Below are 17,209 nucleotides of genomic sequence, written 5' to 3' on the forward strand. Positions count from 1 at the left end.
GCATGGGATCCCTCGCATACGGCAGATGCGTCCACCGATATGCGGGGGATCCCATGCCAGGGCGGTCAGTTGATCGGGGAGCCGCCCGTCACGCCGATGACCTCGCCGCTGGTGAAGCTGGCGTCCTCGCTGGCCAGGTAGACGTAGGCGCCGGCCAGCTCGGCGGGCTGGGCGGCCCGCTGGAGCGGCGCTGCCTTGCCGAAGCCCTCGACCTGGTCCTCGGGCATGGTCGCCGGGATGAGGGGCGTCCACACCGGGCCGGGGGCCACGCAGTTGACCCGCACCCCGACCTGGGCGAACTCGTCGGCCATCGACGTCGTCAGGTTGACCAGCGCGGCCTTGGTGGCGGCGTAGGCGGCCAGCGCCGGGGACGGCGTGAAGGCCTGCACCGAGCTGGTCACGATCACCGAGGAGCCGGGCTCCAGCTCGGGCTTGGCGGCCTGCAGCAGCCAGAAGAACGCGTAGACGTTGGTCCGGAAGGTGCGGTCGATCTCCTCGGTGGAGAACTCCAGCACATCGGACACCACGTTCTGGAACGCCGCGTTGTGCACCAGCAGGTCGATGCCGCCCAGGCCCTCGACTGTCTGCGCGACCAGGCCCTTGGCGACGGTCTCGTCGGAGATGTCGCCGGGCAGCAGCACCGCCGTCCGGCCGGCGTCGCGGACCAGCCGGGCGGTCTCCTCGGCGTCGTCGTGCTCGGAGAGGTAGGAGATCGCCACGTCGGCGCCCTCCCGGGCGTAGGCGATCGCCACGGCCCGGCCGATGCCGGAGTCGGCGCCGGTGATCAGCGCCCGACGGCCGGCGAGCCGGCCGGAGCCGCGGTAGGAGTCCTCGCCGTGGTCGGGCTGCGGGGTGAGCTCCGCCGTCCGGCCGGGGTGCTCGACCTGCAGGGCCGGGATGTCGGCGGTGTGCTTGGTGCGGGGGTCGACGAGGCTCATGCGCCGAACGCCTCCCGCCAGGCCGGCATCAGCTCTCGCCGGGTCCACTCCAGGTAGGGCTGTTGCTGGTCACCGCCGATCTGCACCAGGGCCAGGTGGGTGTAGCCGGCGTCGGCGTAGGCCTGCGCCGCCTCGATCACCGCGCCCACGTCGCTGCCGCAGGGGATGGACTCCGCGACGTCGGACTCCCGGACGAACTGGCTGGCGGCCTCGAAGCCCGCCGTCCCGGGGAGGTCGGCGTTGACCTTCCAGCCCAGCCCGAACCAGCGGAAGAGCTCGTGCGCGCGGGTGACCGCGGCGGCCTGGTCGGTGTCGTAGCTGATCGGCATCTGGCCGACCCGGTTCTTGCCCGCGCCGCCGGCGGCGTCGAACATCTCGCCGAGCTCGGGCCTGGGCTCGGTGCCGATCATGACGTCGGCGTACTCCCCGGCCAGCTCGCAGCTCTTCTTCCCCGACACGGCGATGCCGATCGGCACGCCGCCCTCGGGGAGGTCCCAGATCTTGGCGCCGTCGGCGTGGAAGTGCTCGCCGTGGAAGGTGGTGTAGCCGTCCCCGGCGAGCAGCTCCTTGATCAGCTGCACCGCCTCGGTGAACATCTCCTGCCGCACGGCGACGGCCGGCCAGCCCTCCCCGGCGACGTGCTCGTTGAGGTTCTCCCCCGACCCCAGGCCCAGGGTGAACCGGCCGTCGGCCAGCAGCTGCAGCGTGGCCGCCTGCTGCGCGACGACGACCGGCCGGTACCGCAGGATCGGCGAGGTCACGTACGTCATCAGGTCGATCCGGCTGGTGGCGTGGGCGGCCGCGCCGAGGGTGACCCAGGCGTTCGGGGCGTGGCCCATGGAGTCCAGCCACGGCGAGAAGTGGTCGCTGCACACCGCGAAGTCGAAGCCGACCTCCTCGGCGCCGACGACGTGCGAGACGAGGTCCTTCGGACCCGCCTGCTCGGTCATCATCGTGTAGCCCAGCTGCATGCTCATGCCCGCAGCGCTACCCCGCCGCGGGGGACGGTCAACCCCGATCGGCCGCCAGCGCCTCGCGCAGCTTGGTCTTGCCGCCGGTGCGCAGCAGCGCCCCGGAGTAGACCCGCCCACCGATCCGGACGACGACGGCGATCGCGACCAGCATGAGCAGGACGGCGACGGCGACCTCCCAGACGGCCGCCTCCCCCGCGGCCATCCGCACCGGCATGACCAGCGGGGACAGCCCCGGCACGAACGAGGTGACCGTGGCCAGCGTGCTGCCCGGGTCCTGGGCGGCCTGCAGGGAGACGATGAACCCGACGACCAGCAGCAGCGTGGTCGGGGTCAGCACGCTGCCTAGGTCCTCCTGGCGGCTCACCAGCGAGGCGGCGACGGCGAACACCGCGGCGTAGAACGTGTAGCCCAGCACGAACCAGGCCACGACGGACACCACGGTCGGGACGACGGCCGAGGGCACCGACACCACGTCCAGCGCCAGCGAGCCGACCACCCCGATGACGGCGATGGTCACCAGCTGGGCCAGGCCCAGCAGCCCGAGGCCGATGATCTTGCCGGTCAACAGCTGCCACGGCTTCATGGTCGACAGCAGGATCTCCACGACCCGGGAGGACTTCTCCTCGACCACCCCCTGGGCGACGAACTGCCCGAAGAGGATCAGCAAGCCGTAGAGCACGACCACGCCCAGCAGCGCGACCAGGACGGCGGTGGTGTCCCCGTCGTCGTCGGGGTCGAGCACGGAGTAGGAGATGGCGGGCGCGGCGACCAGGTCGACGCCCTGCTCACCGAGCTGGCGGGCGACCGAGAGCGCCCCGACGGCGGTCTCGGCGATCGCCGCGGCCGCCTCGTCCGCGCTGGACTCGACGACCACCCGCGGGGCGTCGCCGGCGCCGTCGACGAGCACGGCCTCGACGTCACCGTCCTCGACGGCCTGCCGGGCGGCGTCCTCGTCGGCCAGCTCGACGACGGTCACCTCGGTGCCGACCTGCTCCCCGGCCCGCACGAGCGCCTGCTCGACCTGGGCGCCACCGGCCACGGTGCCCACGGTGGTCGTCTGGGTGGAGGAGCCGGAGACGAGCTGGAAGACCATCAGGCCCAGCACCAGCAGCACGATGACGACCGAGCTGACGATGAAGCCCTTGTCCTTGACCCGGGTGGACATCTCCCGGCCGGCGACCAGCCGGACCTGACCGAACGCGCTCACGCCGCCACCTCCTGGGTCGAGACGGCCTCACGGAACAGCTCGACGAGCGTGGGTTCGCGCCAGGCGAAGTGCCGGACCGGGCCGGCGCGCAGCGCCGCGGCGAGGACCGCCTGGTCGTCGGTGCCCGGGGCGAGCTCCAGCACGGTGTCCCCGCGGGACTCGCTCACCACGCGCACCCCGGGGACGGTGCCGGCCCAGCCGTTCGGGGCGTCGTGGACGACGACCCGCAGCTGACGGCCGGCCTCGGCCGCGCGGAGCTCGTCGACGGTCCCGCTGGCCACGATGCGCCCGCGGGCCAGGATGCCGACGGCGTCGCACAACCGCTCGACCAGGTCCAGCTGGTGGCTGGAGAACACGACCGGCACGCCGCGGCGGCACTGCTCGAGCAGCGCGTCGGCCAGGGAGTCCACGCCGACCGGGTCCAGGCCGGAGAACGGCTCGTCCAGGATGAGCACCTCGGGCCGGCTGACCAGGGCGGCGGCCAGCTGGACGCGCTGCTGGTTGCCCAGCGACAGCTTCTCCACGCGCTGGTCGCGCTTGTCGGCCAGACCCAGCCGCTCGGTCCAGTGCTGCGCGGCGGCCGCGGCGTCCCCGGCGGTGAGGCCGTGCAACCGGGCGAAGTAGACGAGCTGCTCGACGACCTTCATCTTCGGGTAGAGGCCGCGCTCCTCCGGCATGTAGCCGATGCGGCGGCGGGCCGCCTCGTCCAGCGGGGTGCCCTGCCAGCGGACCTGGCCCGCGTCGGCGCGGGCCAGTCCCATCGCGATCCGCATCGTGGTGGTCTTCCCGGCGCCGTTGGACCCGCAGAAGCCGAACATCTGGCCGGGCGCGACGGTGAAGCCGACCCCGTCCAGCACCCGGTTCTCGCCGTAGGCCTTGACCAGTCCGTCGAACTCGAGCACGTGCTCCCTCTCGCCGCCGCTGTTCCGTGACGCGACCGTATCGGTGCGCTCGTCCTGCGGTGCGGGCGCCACCGGTGTGTCATCGGGTGATGAGCGAGACCGCACCCGTGCCGCACGACGCCGGCCTGTCCCAGCTGCGCGAGGCCGCCGCGGGCTGCCACGCTTGCGAGCTGTGGGAGCCGGCCACCCAGACCGTCTTCGGCGAGGGGCCCGAGACCGCCCGCATCGTCTTCGTCGGCGAGCAGCCCGGCGACTCCGAGGACCGGGCCGGCGAGCCGTTCGTGGGCCCCAGCGGCAAGCTGCTGGACCGCGCCCTCGAGGCCGCCCGGATCGACCGCCGGGACGCCTACGTCACCAACGCCGTCAAGCACTTCCGGTTCAAGCCGACCGGCAAGCGGCGCATCCACCAGTCCCCGGGCGCAGAGCACCTGCACGCCTGCCGCCCCTGGCTGGCCGCCGAGTTCGCCGTCCTGCAGCCCGAGGTCGTCGTCTGCCTGGGCGCCGTGGCCGCCAAGGCACTGATCTCGCCCTCGTTCCGGATCACCCGGGAGCGCGGGCAGCTGCTGCCCTGGACCCCGCCGGGCACCACGCCCGGCGAGGACGACGAGGACGGCGCCCCCGCCCAGACCTGGGTGCTGGCCACCACGCACCCCTCGGCCGTGCTGCGCACTCCGGAGGAGGACCGGGCGGCCGCCTTCGACGCGATGGTCGCCGACCTGCGCGTGGTGGCCACCGCGCTGGCCTGACCCCGTGCTGGCCTGACCCCGGCGGGTCAGTCCTGCTCGGGGTCGGGGTGCCGGACGCCGGCGGGCAGCTCGGTGCCGGCCTCGATGCGGACCCGGCGGCCGACGAGGGCGACGTCGCCGTCCCCACCCACCGAGGAGCGTTCGCCGACGTCGACGCCGTCGTCGAGCACCGCCCGGTGCACCCGCGCCCCGGCGCGGACCCGGACCCCCGGGAGCAGCACCGAGTCGGTGACCTGCGCGCCGGCCTCGACGACCACGCCCGGGGACAGCACGGAGCCGGTGACCCGGCCGGCGACCCGGGTGCCGCCGGAGACCAGCGAGCCCTCGACCTCGGCGCCGGGCAGCAGCCGGGCCGCGCTGTGCCGGCCCCCGCGGGTGCTCAGCCGCCAGGCCGGGTCGTCCAGGTCGATCGGCGGGTGCTCGGCCAGGAAGTCCATGTTGGCCTGCCAGTACGCCGGCACGGTGCCGACGTCGCGCCAGTAGCCCTCCAGCCGGTGCGCGCGGGCCAGGCCGTCGCGGGTCTGGGCGGGCAGCAGGTGGCTGCCCAGGTCCTCCAGGCCGTCGTCCCCGCAGTCGGCGGCGAGGGCTTCCAGCCGGTCCAGCGTCTGCTGCGGGGAGAACACGAAGACCTCGTTGGTCGCCGTCGTGGTGGCCGGCTCGTCGGGCTTGTAGACGTAGTCGGTCACCTTCTCGCCCTCGGTCTGCACGATCCCGTAGCGGGCGGCGTCGTCCGCGGCGACCTCGGTGGTGACCATGGTGACCTCGGCGCCGGACCCCAGGTGCTCCTCGGCGACGGCCCGGTAGTCCAGCTTGTAGACCGCGTCGGAGCTGACCACGACCAGGGCGTCCGGGCGGGCCTCACGCACCAGGTCGGCCTGCCGCCAGAGGACGTCGGCGGTGCCGGTGGCCCACCCGCCGCGGTCGGTGCCGCGGAAGGGCGGCAGCGTCATGAGCCCGCCCGACGTGCGGTCCAGGTCCCACGGCCGGCCGTTGGCCAGGTGCTCCGACAGCGACGCCGGGTGGAACTGCACGGCCACCCAGACGTCGGCGATCCCAGCGTGCTGGCAGTTGGACAGCGGGAAGTCGATGAGCCGGTACACCCCGGCGAAGGGGACGGCGGGCTTGGCCCGGTTCTCGGTCAGCAGCTCCAGGCGGCCACCGGCACCGCCGGCCAGCACGAGCACGAGGATCTTGGAGAGGGCCATGCCGGTGACTACCCCGCGCCCCCTCGGTTGCAAGCAGCAATCAACCGGCGCGTCGCCCCAGGGCCCGGTAGGACCAGCCCGCCGCCTCCCACACGTCACGGTCCAGGGCCTGCCGACCGTCCAGCACCCGCTTCCTGGCCACGATCTCCCCGAAGGCCACCGGGTCCAGCTCGCAGAACTGCTTCCACTCGGTGAGCAGCAGCACCGCATCGGCACGCTCGGCGGCCTCCTCGGCGGAGTCCACCACGTCCAGCTGGGGCCAGGACCGCCGGATGTTGTCCCCCGCCGCCGGGTCCGTCACCCGCACCGTGGCCCCCTGCAACTGCAACTGCGCGGCCACGTTCAACGCCGGGGAGTCCCGGATGTCATCGGAGTCCGGCTTGAACGCAGCCCCCAACACCGCGACCCGCTTCCCCAGCAACGACCCCTCACACACCTCCCGCGCCAGCTCCACCATCCGGATCCGCCGCCGCATGTTGATGGCATCCACCTCACGCAAGAACGTCAGCGCCTGATCCGCACCCAACTCCCCCGCCCTCGCCATGAACGCCCGGATGTCCTTGGGCAGACACCCACCACCGAACCCCAGGCCTGCGTTGAGGAACTTGCGCCCGATCCGGTCGTCGTGCCCGATCGCATCGGCCAGCTGCTTCACATCGGCACCGGTCGCCTCGCACAACTCGGCCATCGCGTTGATGAAGGAGATCTTCGTGGCCAGGAACGAGTTCGCCGCGGTCTTCACCATCTCCGCCGTCGCGTAGTCCGTCACCACCTGCGGCGTCCCCGCAGCCACGATCGAGGCATACACCTCATCCAGCAGACCCCGCGCACCCACCGCCTCCACCGGGTCCACCGGCAGCCCGTAGACCAACCGGTCCGGGTGCAACGTGTCGGCCACCGCGAACCCCTCCCGCAAGAAGTCCGGGTTCCACGCCAACAACGCCCCCGGCACCTTCCCCGCCACCAACTCCGCCAGCCGCGCCGCCGTCCCCACCGGCACCGTGGACTTCCCCACCACCAGCTCACCGGCAGCCAACACCGCCGACAACGACTCCGTCGCCGCCTCCACGTACCGCAGGTCCGCCGCGTACTCCCCCCGCTTCTGCGGCGTCCCCACACACAGGAAGTGCACCGCGGCCCCAGCCGCGTCGGCCATCTCCGAGGAGAACCGCAACCGGCCGGTGGCCAGCGTCTCCCGCAGCAGCTCGTCGAACCCCGGCTCGTGGAACGGCGCCCGCCCCGCGGCCAGCGACTCCGCCTTGGCGACGTCGACCTCGATGCCGACCACGTCGTGCCCCAGCTGGGCCATCGACGCCGCGTGCACCGCGCCCAGGTAGCCGCACCCGATCACCGAGATCCTCATGGCGGCATCCTCCCAGCGGGCGGGTCAACCGGCCCGGGACGCCTCCGCGGCCTTCGAGGCCCGGAAGAGCCAGAACGACGGCACCGCGACGGCGACCACCACCATCGCCACCACGATCAGCACACCCCCGGACACCATCGCCGCGGTGACGCCGAACCCGCTGGCGACCGCTCCGGCCCGCAGGTCGCCCAGCCGCGGCCCGCCGGCCACGACGACGATGAAGACGCCCTGCATGCGCCCGCGCATGTCGTCCGGGGCGGCCAGCTGCAGCATCGAGGAGCGCAGCACCGCCGACACCATGTCCCCGGCACCCGCGACGGCCAGGCAGAGCACGGCCACCCACAGCGACCCGGCGAACCCGAACCCGACGATCGCCACGCCCCAGACCGCGATGGCACCCAGCACGACGGCGCCCTGCCGGTCGACCCGGCTGACCCAGCCCGAGGTCAGGCCCATGACCAGCGAGCCGATGGAGATGCCGGCGAACAGCCAGCCCAGGGAGTTGGCGTTGTCGCTGTAGGTGGTCTGGGACAGCTGCGGGAAGACCGCCTGCGGCCACGCGAAGAGCATCGCGATGACGTCGACGACGAACGTCATCAGCAGCACCGGCTGGGTGCGCAGGAACGCGAACCCCTCCCCCACGCCGCGCACGGCGGCCGACAGGCGCAGCTTCCCCACGACCCCCAGCGGGGGCAGCGGGGGCAGCCCGCGGACCAGCAGCACCGCGACGGCGAACCCGACCGCGTCGACGACGTAGGCCAGGAAGAGGTCGCCCAGCCCGATCAGCAGCCCGGCCAGCAGCGGGCCGGCGATGACGCCGATCTGGCGGACCGTCATCGCCAGCGCGTTGGCCGCGGGCACCGCCTCGGCGCCCACGATGGCCGGGATGGCGGCGCTGCGGGTGGGCTGGTTGACCGCGCTGAACGCCGAGACGAACGCGGTCAGCGTCCACAGCACCGCCAGCGAGTCCAGCCCGAGACCGGCCTGCACGGCCAGCAGGGCGCTGGCGGCCGCCGAGCCGACCGAGGTGACGAGCATCAGCCGGCGGCGGTCCATGGCGTCGGCGATGGCGCCCCCGAGCAGGCCGAAGACGACCAGCGGGACCAGCGCCACGATCGACGTCACGCCCACCATGAACGAGGAGCCGGTCAGGTCGTAGACCTGGTACGGGACGGCGACCAGCGTCATCTGCTGGCCGAGCATGGTGACGGTGATGCCGCCGAACAGCCGCCGGTAGGCCGGGTTGCGCAGGGGTGTGGTGTCGATGGCGAACCCCCGGCGCTTGCGCGCCGGGGTCTCCTCGGGGGCCGGCCCGTCGACGGGTGACGTCACGGGGCGAGCCGCCGGACCACCCAGCCGCCCTCGGCGTCGTCCCGCTCGAAGCGGAGCCGGTCGTGCAGCCGGTCGTGCCCGCCCTGCCAGAACTCCACCGTCTGCGGCGTCACCCGGTAGCCGCCCCAGCTGGCCGGCCGGGGCAGCTTCCCCTCGGTCTGCTCGCCGAGCTCGCGGAAGGACCGGACCAGCTCCTCCCGGGAGTCCACGGTGGAGGACTGCACGGTGGCCGCGGCCGCCAGCTGGGCACCCCGCGGCCGGGGGTCCCACAGCGCGTCGGAGCCGGCGTCGTCCAGGCGCTGCGCGGTGCCGGTGACCCGGACCTGGCGCTGGAGTGCGTGCCAGGGGAAGACCAGGGCCACCCGGTCGTCCAGGGCCAGCTGGGCGCCCTTCGCCGAAGCCGCGTTGGTGACGAACACGAAGCCCTCGGCGTCCAGGCCCTTGAGCAGCACGACCCGGGCGTCGGGGGCGCCGTCGGGGTCGGCGGTGGCCAGCACCATCGCGTTGGGCTCGACCAGCTCGGCGGCCACGGCGTCGTCGAACCAGCGCTGGAACTGCTCGAGCCAGGTGGGCGCGAGGGTGTCCTCGGAGAAGGAGCCCTCGTCGTAGTCGCGGCGCATGGTCGTCAGGTCGGGCACGACGGCCATCGTCCCACCCCGCAACCACCCCACCCGGGCACTGTGACCGTCGTCGCACCTCCCGCTGGGCGGGACGGTCCGGGTGAGCCGGTCCCCCGGTGACGGCCTATGTTCTCGACAGCCGTGCGCTCGTAGACAGCGCGCGGGTCCCGCGCGCAGAGGAGCATGCAGGATGGCGGACGACTTCGTACCCGGCCTCGAGGGCGTCATCGCCTTCGAGACCACCATCGCCGAGCCGGACAAGGACGGCGGGTCGCTCCGCTACCGCGGCGTCGACATCGAGGACCTCGTCGGCAAGGTGACGTTCGGCGACGTCTTCGGCCTCCTGGTCGACGGCCGCTTCGGCCAGGGCCTCCCGCCCGCCGAGCCCTTCCCGATCCCGGTGCACACCGGCGACGTACGGGTCGACGTGCAGGCGGCGCTGGCGATGCTGACCCCGATCTGGGGCTACCGCCCGCTGCTGGACATCACCGACACCGAGGCCCGCGACGAGCTGGCCCGCGCCGCGGTCATGGCGCTGTCCTACGTGGCGCAGTCCGCCCGCGGCATCGGGGTCCCGGCCGTGCCGCAGCGGCGCGTCGACGAGGCCTCGACGATCGTCGAGCGCTTCATGGTGCGCTGGCGCGGCGAGCCCGACCCCCGGCACGTCGCCGCGGTCGACGCCTACTGGACCTCGGCCGCCGAGCACGGCATGAACGCCTCCACCTTCACCGCCCGGGTCATCGCCTCCACCGGCGCGGACGTCGCGGCGTCGCTGTCCGGCGCGATCGGCGCGATGAGCGGCCCGCTGCACGGCGGAGCCCCCTCCCGCGTGCTGCACATGCTCGACGAGGTCGAGGGCACCGGCGACGCGGAGAAGTACGTCAAGGACCTGCTCGACCGCAAGGAGCGGTTGATGGGCTTCGGCCACCGGGTCTACCGCGCCGAGGACCCCCGCGCCCGCGTGCTGCGCCGCGCCGCCAAGGAGCTCGCCGCCCCCCGCTTCGACGCCGCTCTCGCCCTGGAGAACGCTGCGCTGAAGGAACTCCGCGAGCGTCGTCCCGACCGTCCGGTCGAGACCAACGTCGAGTTCTGGGCCGCGATCGTGCTGGACTTCGCCGAGGTGCCCAGCCACATGTTCACCTCGATGTTCACCTGCGCCCGCACCGCGGGATGGAGCGCGCACATCCTGGAGCAGAAGCAGACCGGCCGGCTCGTCCGCCCGTCCGCCCGCTACATCGGCCCCGACCCGCGCAAGCCCGAGGACGTCGAGGGCTGGGACACGGTCAAGACCAAGGAGATCAGCGAGCCCGCCTGAGGCGGACCGCTCCCTGCACCACCGACGGCCCGGCGCACACCCTGCGACCGGGCCGTCGTCCCGCCCGCCCCCACCACCCGAGGACCCCAGATGAGCATCACCATCCCGACCGAGCTGCTCCCCGCCGACGGCCGCTTCGGCTGCGGTCCCTCCAAGGTGCGTCCCGAGGCGCTGGCGGCGCTGGCCTCCTCCGGGGTCGACCTGATGGGCACCTCGCACCGGCAGGCCCCGGTCAAGGGCCTGGTGAAGCGGGTCCGCGAGGGACTGGCCCAGCTCTTCGACCTGCCCGAGGGCTACGAGGTGGTGCTGGGCAACGGCGGCACCACGGCGTTCTGGGACGCCGCGACCATCGGCCTGGTGCGCGACCGGGCTGCCTTCGGCACCTACGGCGAGTTCTCCGCCAAGTTCGCCTCCGGCGTGGCCGACGCCCCGTTCCTGGCCGACCCGGTGGTCACCAAGGCCGCCCCCGGCTCGCTGGCCCTGCCCACCGCGGTGGCCGGCGTCGACGTCTACGGGTGGGCGCACAACGAGACCTCCACCGGCGTGATGGCCCCGGTCCGTCGCCCCGAGGGCGCCGACGAGGACGCCCTCGTCCTGGTCGACGCCACCTCCGGCGCCGGCGGCCTGCCCGTCGACGTGCTGGAGACCGACGCCTACTACTTCGCCCCGCAGAAGTGCTTCGGTTCCGACGGCGGCCTGTGGCTGGCCCTGATGAGCCCCAAGGCGCTCGAGCGGGTCGCCGAGATCAAGGCCTCCGACCGCTGGATCCCGGGCTTCCTGGACCTCTCGATCGCCGTGGACAACTCCACCAAGGACCAGACCTACAACACCCCCGCGGTGGCCACGCTCTTCCTGCTGGCCGAGCAGGTCGACTGGCTGAACTCCCTCGGCGGGCTCTCCGGTGCGGTCGCCCGCACCCGGGACTCCTCGTCGCGGCTCTACGACTGGGCGCAGGCCTCGGAGTTCGCGACGCCGTTCGTGCAGGAGGAGGCCGAGCGCTCCTACGTGGTGGCCACCATCGACTTCGACGAGTCCGTGGACGCCTCGCAGATCGCCGCGACGCTGCGCGCGCACGGCGTCGTGGACACCGAGCCCTACCGCAAGCTGGGCCGCAACCAGCTGCGGGTGGGCTGCTTCCCCGCCGTGGACCCCGACGACGTCAGCGCGCTGACGGCCTGCATCGACCACGTCGTCGCGGCGCTGTAGCGGGTGTGGGGGCGCACCGGCGCCCCCACACCCCGCTCACGGCAGCAGCCAGGTGTCCTTGCTGCCGCCGCCGCGGCTGGAGTTGACCAGCAGGGAGCCCTCCTCGAGGGCCACCCGGGTCAGCGGCGCCGGCACCACGCGGGTCGTGGACCCGGCCACGGCGAAGACCCGCAGGTCCGCCCGCCGGGGGACGACGACGCCCTCCACCAGGGTGGGCACCGTCGAGAAGTCCACCGGCTCCTGGGCGACGAACCGGTGCGGGGTCGCCGCCACCTCGGCAGCCAGCGCGGCGAGCTCGGCCGCGGAGCAGGTGGGGCCGAAGACGACTCCCTGCCCGCCGTACCCGTCGACGGGCTTGACGACCAGCTCGTGCAGCCGGTCGCGGACCGCGGCGTGGTCACCGGGGTCGGCCAGCACCCAGGTGGGCACGGTGTCCAGCACCGGCTCCTCCCCCAGGTAGAACCGGATCATCGCCGGGACGTGGCAGTAGGTGGCCTTGTCGTCGGCGACGCCGTTGCCGGGCACGTTGGCCAGGGCCAGCCGTCCGGCCCGCACGGCCTCGCCGAGCAGCACGTCCAGCGGGGTGCCCGTGGGGTTGAGGTGGGCGGCGAGCTCGTCCTCGTCGAAGCGCCGGTAGAGCACGTCGACCGGCACCCGCTCGCCGTCGACCTCCACGGCCACACCGCCGGCCGGGGTGGCCCACAGGGTGTCGGGGGTGGCGATGGGGACGCCCATGGCCTCGGCGAGCAGCCGGTGCTCGAACCAGGCGGTGTTCACCGGGCCGTCGGTGAGCAGCGCGACCTGCGGGGTGCCGGTGCAGGCGGGCGGGGCCGCATCGGCGAGCGCGGCGTGCAGCACGGCGACGGCCTCGTGCGGCTCGGGCAGCGACATCCCGTCGAACAGCTGGGGCAACGCGGTGCGGCTGGAGTCCCGGTTGACGATGGCGTAGCCCAGCCCGGAGGGCACCCGCAGGTTGTCCTCCAGCACGACCCACCCGTCGCGGCCGTGCAGCAGGTCCAGCCCCGCGACGGTGACCCGCTGCTGGCCGGGGACGGCCAGGGAGGCGGCCGCGGCGCGGTAGCCGGGGCTGCGGGTGACCAGCCACTCGGGGACGACGCCGGCCTGCACCGCCTCGGGGCGGGTGTCCCGGGTGTCACCGCGCCGGCGCCCGACCGGGCGGTAGGCGTCGGCGAGGAAGGCGTTGAGCGCGCGGGTGCGCTGCTCGACGCCACGGCTCAGGTGCGCCCAGTCCGTGCCGGTCACCACCCGGGGCAACGGGTCCATCGGGAACGGCAGCTCCTGCAGCTCGCCGTCGACGAAGGTGCCGAAGACGACGCCGCGGGCCCGGCGCTCGCGGCCCATCTCGCCGACCACCGAGGCCAGTCCGACGCCGCCGAGCTCCTCCAGGGCCGGGGCGACCGGGGCGTACCCCTCGTGCAGCGTGCCGTCGGGGCCGACCGCCTCGTCGACGGCCGATCCCGGGTAGCGCTCGAAGACGCCGGTCGCCTCGGTCATGTGTCCCTCACAGCCAGCGGTCGAACCAGGCGGTGATCCGCTCGGTCAGCGTCACCAGGTTCTCCCGGCCCACGACGGTGTGGCCCTCACCGAGCAGCAGCAGCAGCTCGGCGGGGGCGCCGAGGGCCGTCAGCGCCTGGTGGGCCTGCACGGACTCCGCGACGGGCACGTTGGTGTCCCGGTCACCGTGCGCCAGCAGGACCGGGGAACGCAAGCGCTCCAGCGAGGTCATCGGGCTGATCGTGGCGAGCATCTCCCGGTCGGCCACCGGGTCGCCGTACTCGGTCACCGACGCCGCGGCCATCCACGGCTCGGTGCCGGCGAAGAAGCTGCGCAGGTCGCTCATCCCGGCCAGGGACACCCCGGCGGCGAAGAGCTCCGGCCACCGGGTCAGCGCGACCAGGCTCAGGTAGCCCCCGTAGGACCACCCGTGCGCACCCACGGCCCCGGGGACGGCGATGCCGGCCCGGACCAGGTGCTCGACGGTGGCGGGGACGTCGGCGAAGGAGGCCTCGCGGGCGTCGACGTCGTCGGCGGCCATGAACGCCCCGCCCCGCCCCCCGGACCCGCGCACGTTGGGGGCGAAGACGGTCAGCCCGGCGGCGACCAGCGCCTGGGCCACCGGGGACCAGGCCGGGCGCTCCTGGCCCTCGGGGCCGCCGTGGAAGCTGACCACCGTGCGGTTGGGTCCGTGCACGTCGGGCGGGGTGTAGAGCCAGCCCTCCAGCGCCAGGCCGTCGGTGGCGCGGTAGCGGTGCCGGACCGGGGTGACCAGCAGGTCCGGGTTGGGCAGCCGCGGGCTGGACGGGAGCGGCCTCGGGGCGGTGGCCCGCTCGTCCAGGGAGACCAGGTGCAGCGCGCGGGGGGCGCCCGGGCCGGTCAGCTCGGCGACCAGCGAGGTGCCGTCGGCGGCCAGCGACCAGCCCGGCATGACCGGCAGCGGCAGCGGCACCGCCCGGACCAGGGACCCGTCGGAGACCCGGCGCAGTTCCAGCTCGGTGCAGCCCTCGGCGTTCCACAGGCAGAGCACGGTGCCGTCGGCCCGCACGGCGTAGCCGTCGAGGTCGGCGTCGGGACGGCGGACCAGCACCCGCGCCTCCCCCGGCACGGCGTCCGCGGACAGGTCGACCTGCAGCAACGCCGTGCGGTCCTCCCCGGGCGGCCCGGGCAGCGCCGCGCGCAGCCAGACCGACCGGCCCTCCGGGCCGAAACGGCCGTCCTCGCTGGCCTGCCCGCCGGCGTGCCGGAGCGGGACGACGCGGCGCTGCTCGCCGGTGGCGACGTCGATGACCACGACGTGCCGGTGCCCGCGCGGGCCGCGCCGGGCCAGCACGGTGCCCTCGTCCGGGGACACCGCGGTGACGGCGAGGAACCCGCCGGTGGCCAGCGTGCGGTGCGCCCCGGAGACGACGTCGACCAGCACGACGTCGGCACCGGGCCCGTCGGCGATCGTGCACACGTAGTGGCCGGGTCGGCCGGTCCAGCCCCCGGCGAACACGGTGACGCGGGGGTCCTCACCGGCGACCAGCCGGGCGTCGGAGCCGTTGGGGCGGACCACCCACAGCTGGGCGCAGATCGAGCCGCCGGGGCTCACCAGGTAGGCCAGCCACTCCCCGTCCGGGGACCAGGCGACAGAGACGACCTCCTGCTCGGGGCCCGACAGCACCAGCGGCGGGGTCTGCTGGTCCAGCGTGGCGACCTCGAGGCGGGGCCGGCCGGAGCGGTCGCTGACGAAGGCGACCCGGTCGCCGTCGGGTGCCAGCGCGGGGCACCAGGCGCCGGCGGCCGCGGCGATCTCGGTGACCGCGAGGCGGACGTCGGTGGTGAGGCCGTGCGGGTCGGAGCCGGCAGGGCGCAGGCCGGTGTCGGGGCGGGTCATGCCACCTCCTCGGGGGTCGTGGGCGTCAGTCCGGTTGCAGCGCGGTGGGGCGCCCCGCTGTTCCGCGGTCCGCCACCTTCTCCGTACCGGTGACCCGGGTCACCGGCGACACGCTCAGCGGATGCCGTGCCGCTGCAGCCAGAGCTCCAGCAACCCCACCTGCCACAGCTGGTTGCTGCCCAGCGTCGTGCGGGCGCCGTTGGGGTCGGCCAGCAGGCGCTCGGTGTGGTCGGTGCGGAACAGGCCGCGCTCGCGGGCCTCGGGGGCGTGCAGCGCGTCCCGGACCGAGGCCAGGTACTCGCCCTCCAGGTGGATGATCGCCGGCACCGGGAAGTAGCCCTTGGGCCGGTCGATGACGTGGGCGGGGACGACCTTGCGGGCGGCGTCCTTGAGGACGCCCTTGCCGCCGTGGGCCAGCTTCAGCTCCGGCGGGACGGCGGCGGCGAGCTCGACGAACTCGTGGTCCAGGAACGGCACCCGGGCCTCCAACCCCCAGGCCATCGTCATGTTGTCCACCCGCTTGACCGGGTCGTCGACGAGCATGACCGTGGAGTCCAGGCGCAGCGCGCGGTCCAGGGTGGTGTCCGCGCCCGGGCGGGCGAAGTGGTCGGCCACGAAGGCCCGGCTGACGTCGTCGGTGACCAGCCAGCGGTCGGCCAGGATCCCGGCCAGCTCGGCGTGCGGGCGGTCGACGAACACCGAGGCGTACGCGTCGACGGCGCGGTCGCGGGGGACGCCGTCCAGCGGCGGGTACCAGTCGTAGCCGGCCAGCACCTCGTCGGCGCCCTGCCCGCTCTGCACGACCTTCACGTGCTGGCTGACCTGCTGGGAGAGCAGGTAGAAGGCGACGCAGTCGTGGCTGACCATCGGCTCGCTCATCGCCGCGATCGCGCCGTCCAGCCCGGCGTGCACGTCGCTGGAGGGCACCAGCAGCCGGTGGTGGTCGGTGCCGAAGGTCTCGGCGACCACGTCGGAGTAGGCGAACTCGTCACCCTCGCGGCCACCGACGGCCTCGAAGCCGATGGAGAAGGTGGCCAGGTCGCGCTGGCCCTCCTCGGCCAGCAGCCCGACGATCAGGCTGGAGTCCAGCCCGCCGGACAGCAGCACCCCGACCGGCACGTCGGACACCATCCGCCGGCGGACGGCGACCCGCAGCTGCTCCAGCACCAGGTCCTGCCACTGCACGGGGTCCAGGTCGGCGAGGTCCGCGCGTCGCTCGTGGGTGGGCGCCCAGTAGGTCCAGTCGGACTCCCGGCCGTCGGCCTCGTAGGTGCGCACGGTGGCCGGGGGCAGCTTGCCGACGCCGGCCAGGATCGTCCGCGGGGCGGGCACCACGGAGTGGAAGGACATGTAGTGGTGCAGCGCGACCGGGTCGATCGAGGTGTCCACCCCGCCCGCGCGGACCAGCGCCGGCAGGCTGGAGGCGATCCGCACCCGGCCGGGCCCACGGCTGAGGTAGACCGGCTTGATGCCCAGCCGGTCCCGGGCCACGACGACCCGCCCCGAGCCGCGCTCCACCACCACGAAGGCGAACATGCCGAGGAACCGCTCGACACAGGCCGCGCCCCACCGGTGGTAGGCCTTCAGCACCACCTCGGTGTCGCTGGTCGAGGCGAACCGGTAGCCCGCGGCGTGCAGCTCCTCGCGCAGCTCGCGGTAGTTGTAGACGATCCCGTTGAAGACGACGGTCAGGCCCAGCTCGATGTCCACCATCGGCTGCGCGCCGGCGTCGGTGAGGTCGATGATCTTCAGTCGCCGGTGGCCCAGCGCGACCGGACCGGACTGCCAGACGCCGGACCCGTCGGGCCCACGGGGCGCCAGCTGGTCGCACATGGCGGCCACCGCCGCCACGTCGGCGACGCCTCCGTCGAACCGGACCTCGGCCGAGATGCCGCACACGAGCGCCTCCTCCCCGCCGGCCCGGGCCGGCGGCGTCGAACCGTCAGCCTGCCCGCTCCGTGTTGCCACGGCATGTCACGCCCCCGCCCTGGTCGTCGCTCCCGGCGG

General features: G+C 74.0%; 14 protein-coding genes. 3 read left to right on the forward strand and 11 right to left on the reverse strand.

Going from position 1 to position 17,209, the window contains the following annotated elements; all coding sequences use genetic code 11:
- Positions 1 to 65: 65 nt before the first annotated feature.
- Genes AC0IVP_RS12315 through AC0IVP_RS12330 form a run of 4 tightly spaced genes read right to left on the reverse strand, consistent with a single transcriptional unit; the run spans position 66 to position 4,021 of the window.
- Positions 66 to 938 carry an SDR family oxidoreductase gene (locus AC0IVP_RS12315; protein WP_471756831.1) on the reverse strand — a complete coding sequence of 291 codons (873 nt, stop codon included), beginning with the start codon at positions 936 to 938 and terminating at the stop codon, positions 66 to 68.
- On the reverse strand, positions 935 to 1,915 hold the full coding sequence (locus AC0IVP_RS12320; protein WP_082556754.1) for a TIGR03557 family F420-dependent LLM class oxidoreductase: 981 nt from the start codon (positions 1,913 to 1,915) through the stop codon (positions 935 to 937). Before AC0IVP_RS12320 ends, AC0IVP_RS12315 begins: the two co-directional genes overlap by 4 nt.
- Before the next feature lie 31 nt (positions 1,916 to 1,946).
- Positions 1,947 to 3,119, reverse strand: a complete 1,173-nt coding sequence (locus AC0IVP_RS12325) for an ABC transporter permease (RefSeq protein WP_471756833.1) — start codon at positions 3,117 to 3,119, stop codon at positions 1,947 to 1,949.
- A complete protein-coding gene (locus AC0IVP_RS12330; protein WP_471756835.1) occupies positions 3,116 to 4,021 on the reverse strand; it encodes an ABC transporter ATP-binding protein in 906 nt (301 codons plus the stop codon). Before AC0IVP_RS12330 ends, AC0IVP_RS12325 begins: the two co-directional genes overlap by 4 nt.
- An 89-nt stretch (positions 4,022 to 4,110) precedes the next feature.
- Here AC0IVP_RS12330 and AC0IVP_RS12335 point away from each other — a divergent pair, with 89 nt between their 5' ends.
- Positions 4,111 to 4,767 (forward strand): UdgX family uracil-DNA binding protein, encoded by a 657-nt coding sequence (locus tag AC0IVP_RS12335; protein WP_471756837.1) that lies wholly within the window; start codon positions 4,111 to 4,113, stop codon positions 4,765 to 4,767.
- Between the two features lie 26 nt (positions 4,768 to 4,793).
- On the opposite strand, the gene AC0IVP_RS12340 is transcribed toward AC0IVP_RS12335, so the two are convergent.
- The 4 genes from AC0IVP_RS12340 to pdxH are packed head-to-tail and all read right to left on the reverse strand — an operon-like array spanning position 4,794 to position 9,314.
- Positions 4,794 to 5,972: a glucose-1-phosphate adenylyltransferase family protein gene (locus tag AC0IVP_RS12340; protein WP_471756839.1), complete on the reverse strand. Its 1,179-nt coding sequence runs from the start codon at positions 5,970 to 5,972 to the stop codon at positions 4,794 to 4,796.
- Between the two features lie 40 nt (positions 5,973 to 6,012).
- Entirely contained in the window at positions 6,013 to 7,335 is a 1,323-nt protein-coding gene (locus AC0IVP_RS12345; protein WP_471756841.1) for a UDP-glucose dehydrogenase family protein, read from the reverse strand.
- Positions 7,336 to 7,359: 24 nt separating this feature from the next.
- Complete coding sequence (locus AC0IVP_RS12350; protein WP_471756843.1) at positions 7,360 to 8,667, reverse strand: MFS transporter; 1,308 nt, start codon at positions 8,665 to 8,667, stop codon at positions 7,360 to 7,362.
- Positions 8,664 to 9,314: a pyridoxamine 5'-phosphate oxidase gene (pdxH, locus tag AC0IVP_RS12355; RefSeq protein WP_471756845.1), complete on the reverse strand. Its 651-nt coding sequence runs from the start codon at positions 9,312 to 9,314 to the stop codon at positions 8,664 to 8,666. Before pdxH ends, AC0IVP_RS12350 begins: the two co-directional genes overlap by 4 nt.
- A gap of 163 nt (positions 9,315 to 9,477) precedes the next feature.
- Here pdxH and AC0IVP_RS12360 point away from each other — a divergent pair, with 163 nt between their 5' ends.
- Both AC0IVP_RS12360 and serC read left to right on the forward strand, forming a co-directional pair.
- Positions 9,478 to 10,602: a citrate synthase 2 gene (locus AC0IVP_RS12360; RefSeq protein ID WP_056293250.1), complete on the forward strand. Its 1,125-nt coding sequence runs from the start codon at positions 9,478 to 9,480 to the stop codon at positions 10,600 to 10,602.
- A gap of 90 nt (positions 10,603 to 10,692) precedes the next feature.
- Positions 10,693 to 11,808 carry a phosphoserine transaminase gene (gene serC, locus AC0IVP_RS12365; protein WP_056293253.1) on the forward strand — a complete coding sequence of 372 codons (1,116 nt, stop codon included), beginning with the start codon at positions 10,693 to 10,695 and terminating at the stop codon, positions 11,806 to 11,808.
- A 36-nt stretch (positions 11,809 to 11,844) separates the two neighbouring features.
- On the opposite strand, the gene AC0IVP_RS12370 is transcribed toward serC, so the two are convergent.
- The 3 genes from AC0IVP_RS12370 to AC0IVP_RS12380 all read right to left on the reverse strand — a co-directional run bounded on the left by AC0IVP_RS12370 (position 11,845) and on the right by AC0IVP_RS12380 (position 17,101).
- Positions 11,845 to 13,323: a circularly permuted type 2 ATP-grasp protein gene (locus AC0IVP_RS12370; protein WP_056293256.1), complete on the reverse strand. Its 1,479-nt coding sequence runs from the start codon at positions 13,321 to 13,323 to the stop codon at positions 11,845 to 11,847.
- 7 nt (positions 13,324 to 13,330) lie between these two features.
- Positions 13,331 to 15,202, reverse strand: coding sequence for a S9 family peptidase (locus tag AC0IVP_RS12375; protein ID WP_471756847.1), 1,872 nt, complete (start codon positions 15,200 to 15,202; stop codon positions 13,331 to 13,333).
- A 114-nt stretch (positions 15,203 to 15,316) separates the two neighbouring features.
- A complete protein-coding gene (locus AC0IVP_RS12380; protein WP_056293262.1) occupies positions 15,317 to 17,101 on the reverse strand; it encodes an N-acetylglutaminylglutamine amidotransferase in 1,785 nt (594 codons plus the stop codon).
- Positions 17,102 to 17,209 lie beyond the last annotated feature (108 nt).

This window comes from Klenkia sp. AC732, assembly GCF_979256525.1.

What these genes read in the sequence shown, in the direction of transcription:
- AC0IVP_RS12315 (WP_471756831.1), bottom strand. Translation starts at nt 938, where the DNA reads ATGAGCCTCGTCGACCCCCGCACCAAGCACACCGCCGACATCCCGGCC.
- AC0IVP_RS12320 (WP_082556754.1), bottom strand. Translation starts at nt 1,915, where the DNA reads ATGAGCATGCAGCTGGGCTACACGATGATGACCGAGCAGGCGGGTCCG.
- AC0IVP_RS12335 (WP_471756837.1), top strand. Translation starts at nt 4,111, where the DNA reads ATGAGCGAGACCGCACCCGTGCCGCACGACGCCGGCCTGTCCCAGCTG.
- AC0IVP_RS12340 (WP_471756839.1), bottom strand. Translation starts at nt 5,972, where the DNA reads ATGGCCCTCTCCAAGATCCTCGTGCTCGTGCTGGCCGGCGGTGCCGGT.
- AC0IVP_RS12345 (WP_471756841.1), bottom strand. Translation starts at nt 7,335, where the DNA reads ATGAGGATCTCGGTGATCGGGTGCGGCTACCTGGGCGCGGTGCACGCG.
- pdxH (WP_471756845.1), bottom strand. Translation starts at nt 9,314, where the DNA reads ATGGCCGTCGTGCCCGACCTGACGACCATGCGCCGCGACTACGACGAG.
- AC0IVP_RS12360 (WP_056293250.1), top strand. Translation starts at nt 9,478, where the DNA reads ATGGCGGACGACTTCGTACCCGGCCTCGAGGGCGTCATCGCCTTCGAG.
- serC (WP_056293253.1), top strand. Translation starts at nt 10,693, where the DNA reads ATGAGCATCACCATCCCGACCGAGCTGCTCCCCGCCGACGGCCGCTTC.
- AC0IVP_RS12370 (WP_056293256.1), bottom strand. Translation starts at nt 13,323, where the DNA reads ATGACCGAGGCGACCGGCGTCTTCGAGCGCTACCCGGGATCGGCCGTC.
- AC0IVP_RS12375 (WP_471756847.1), bottom strand. Translation starts at nt 15,202, where the DNA reads ATGACCCGCCCCGACACCGGCCTGCGCCCTGCCGGCTCCGACCCGCAC.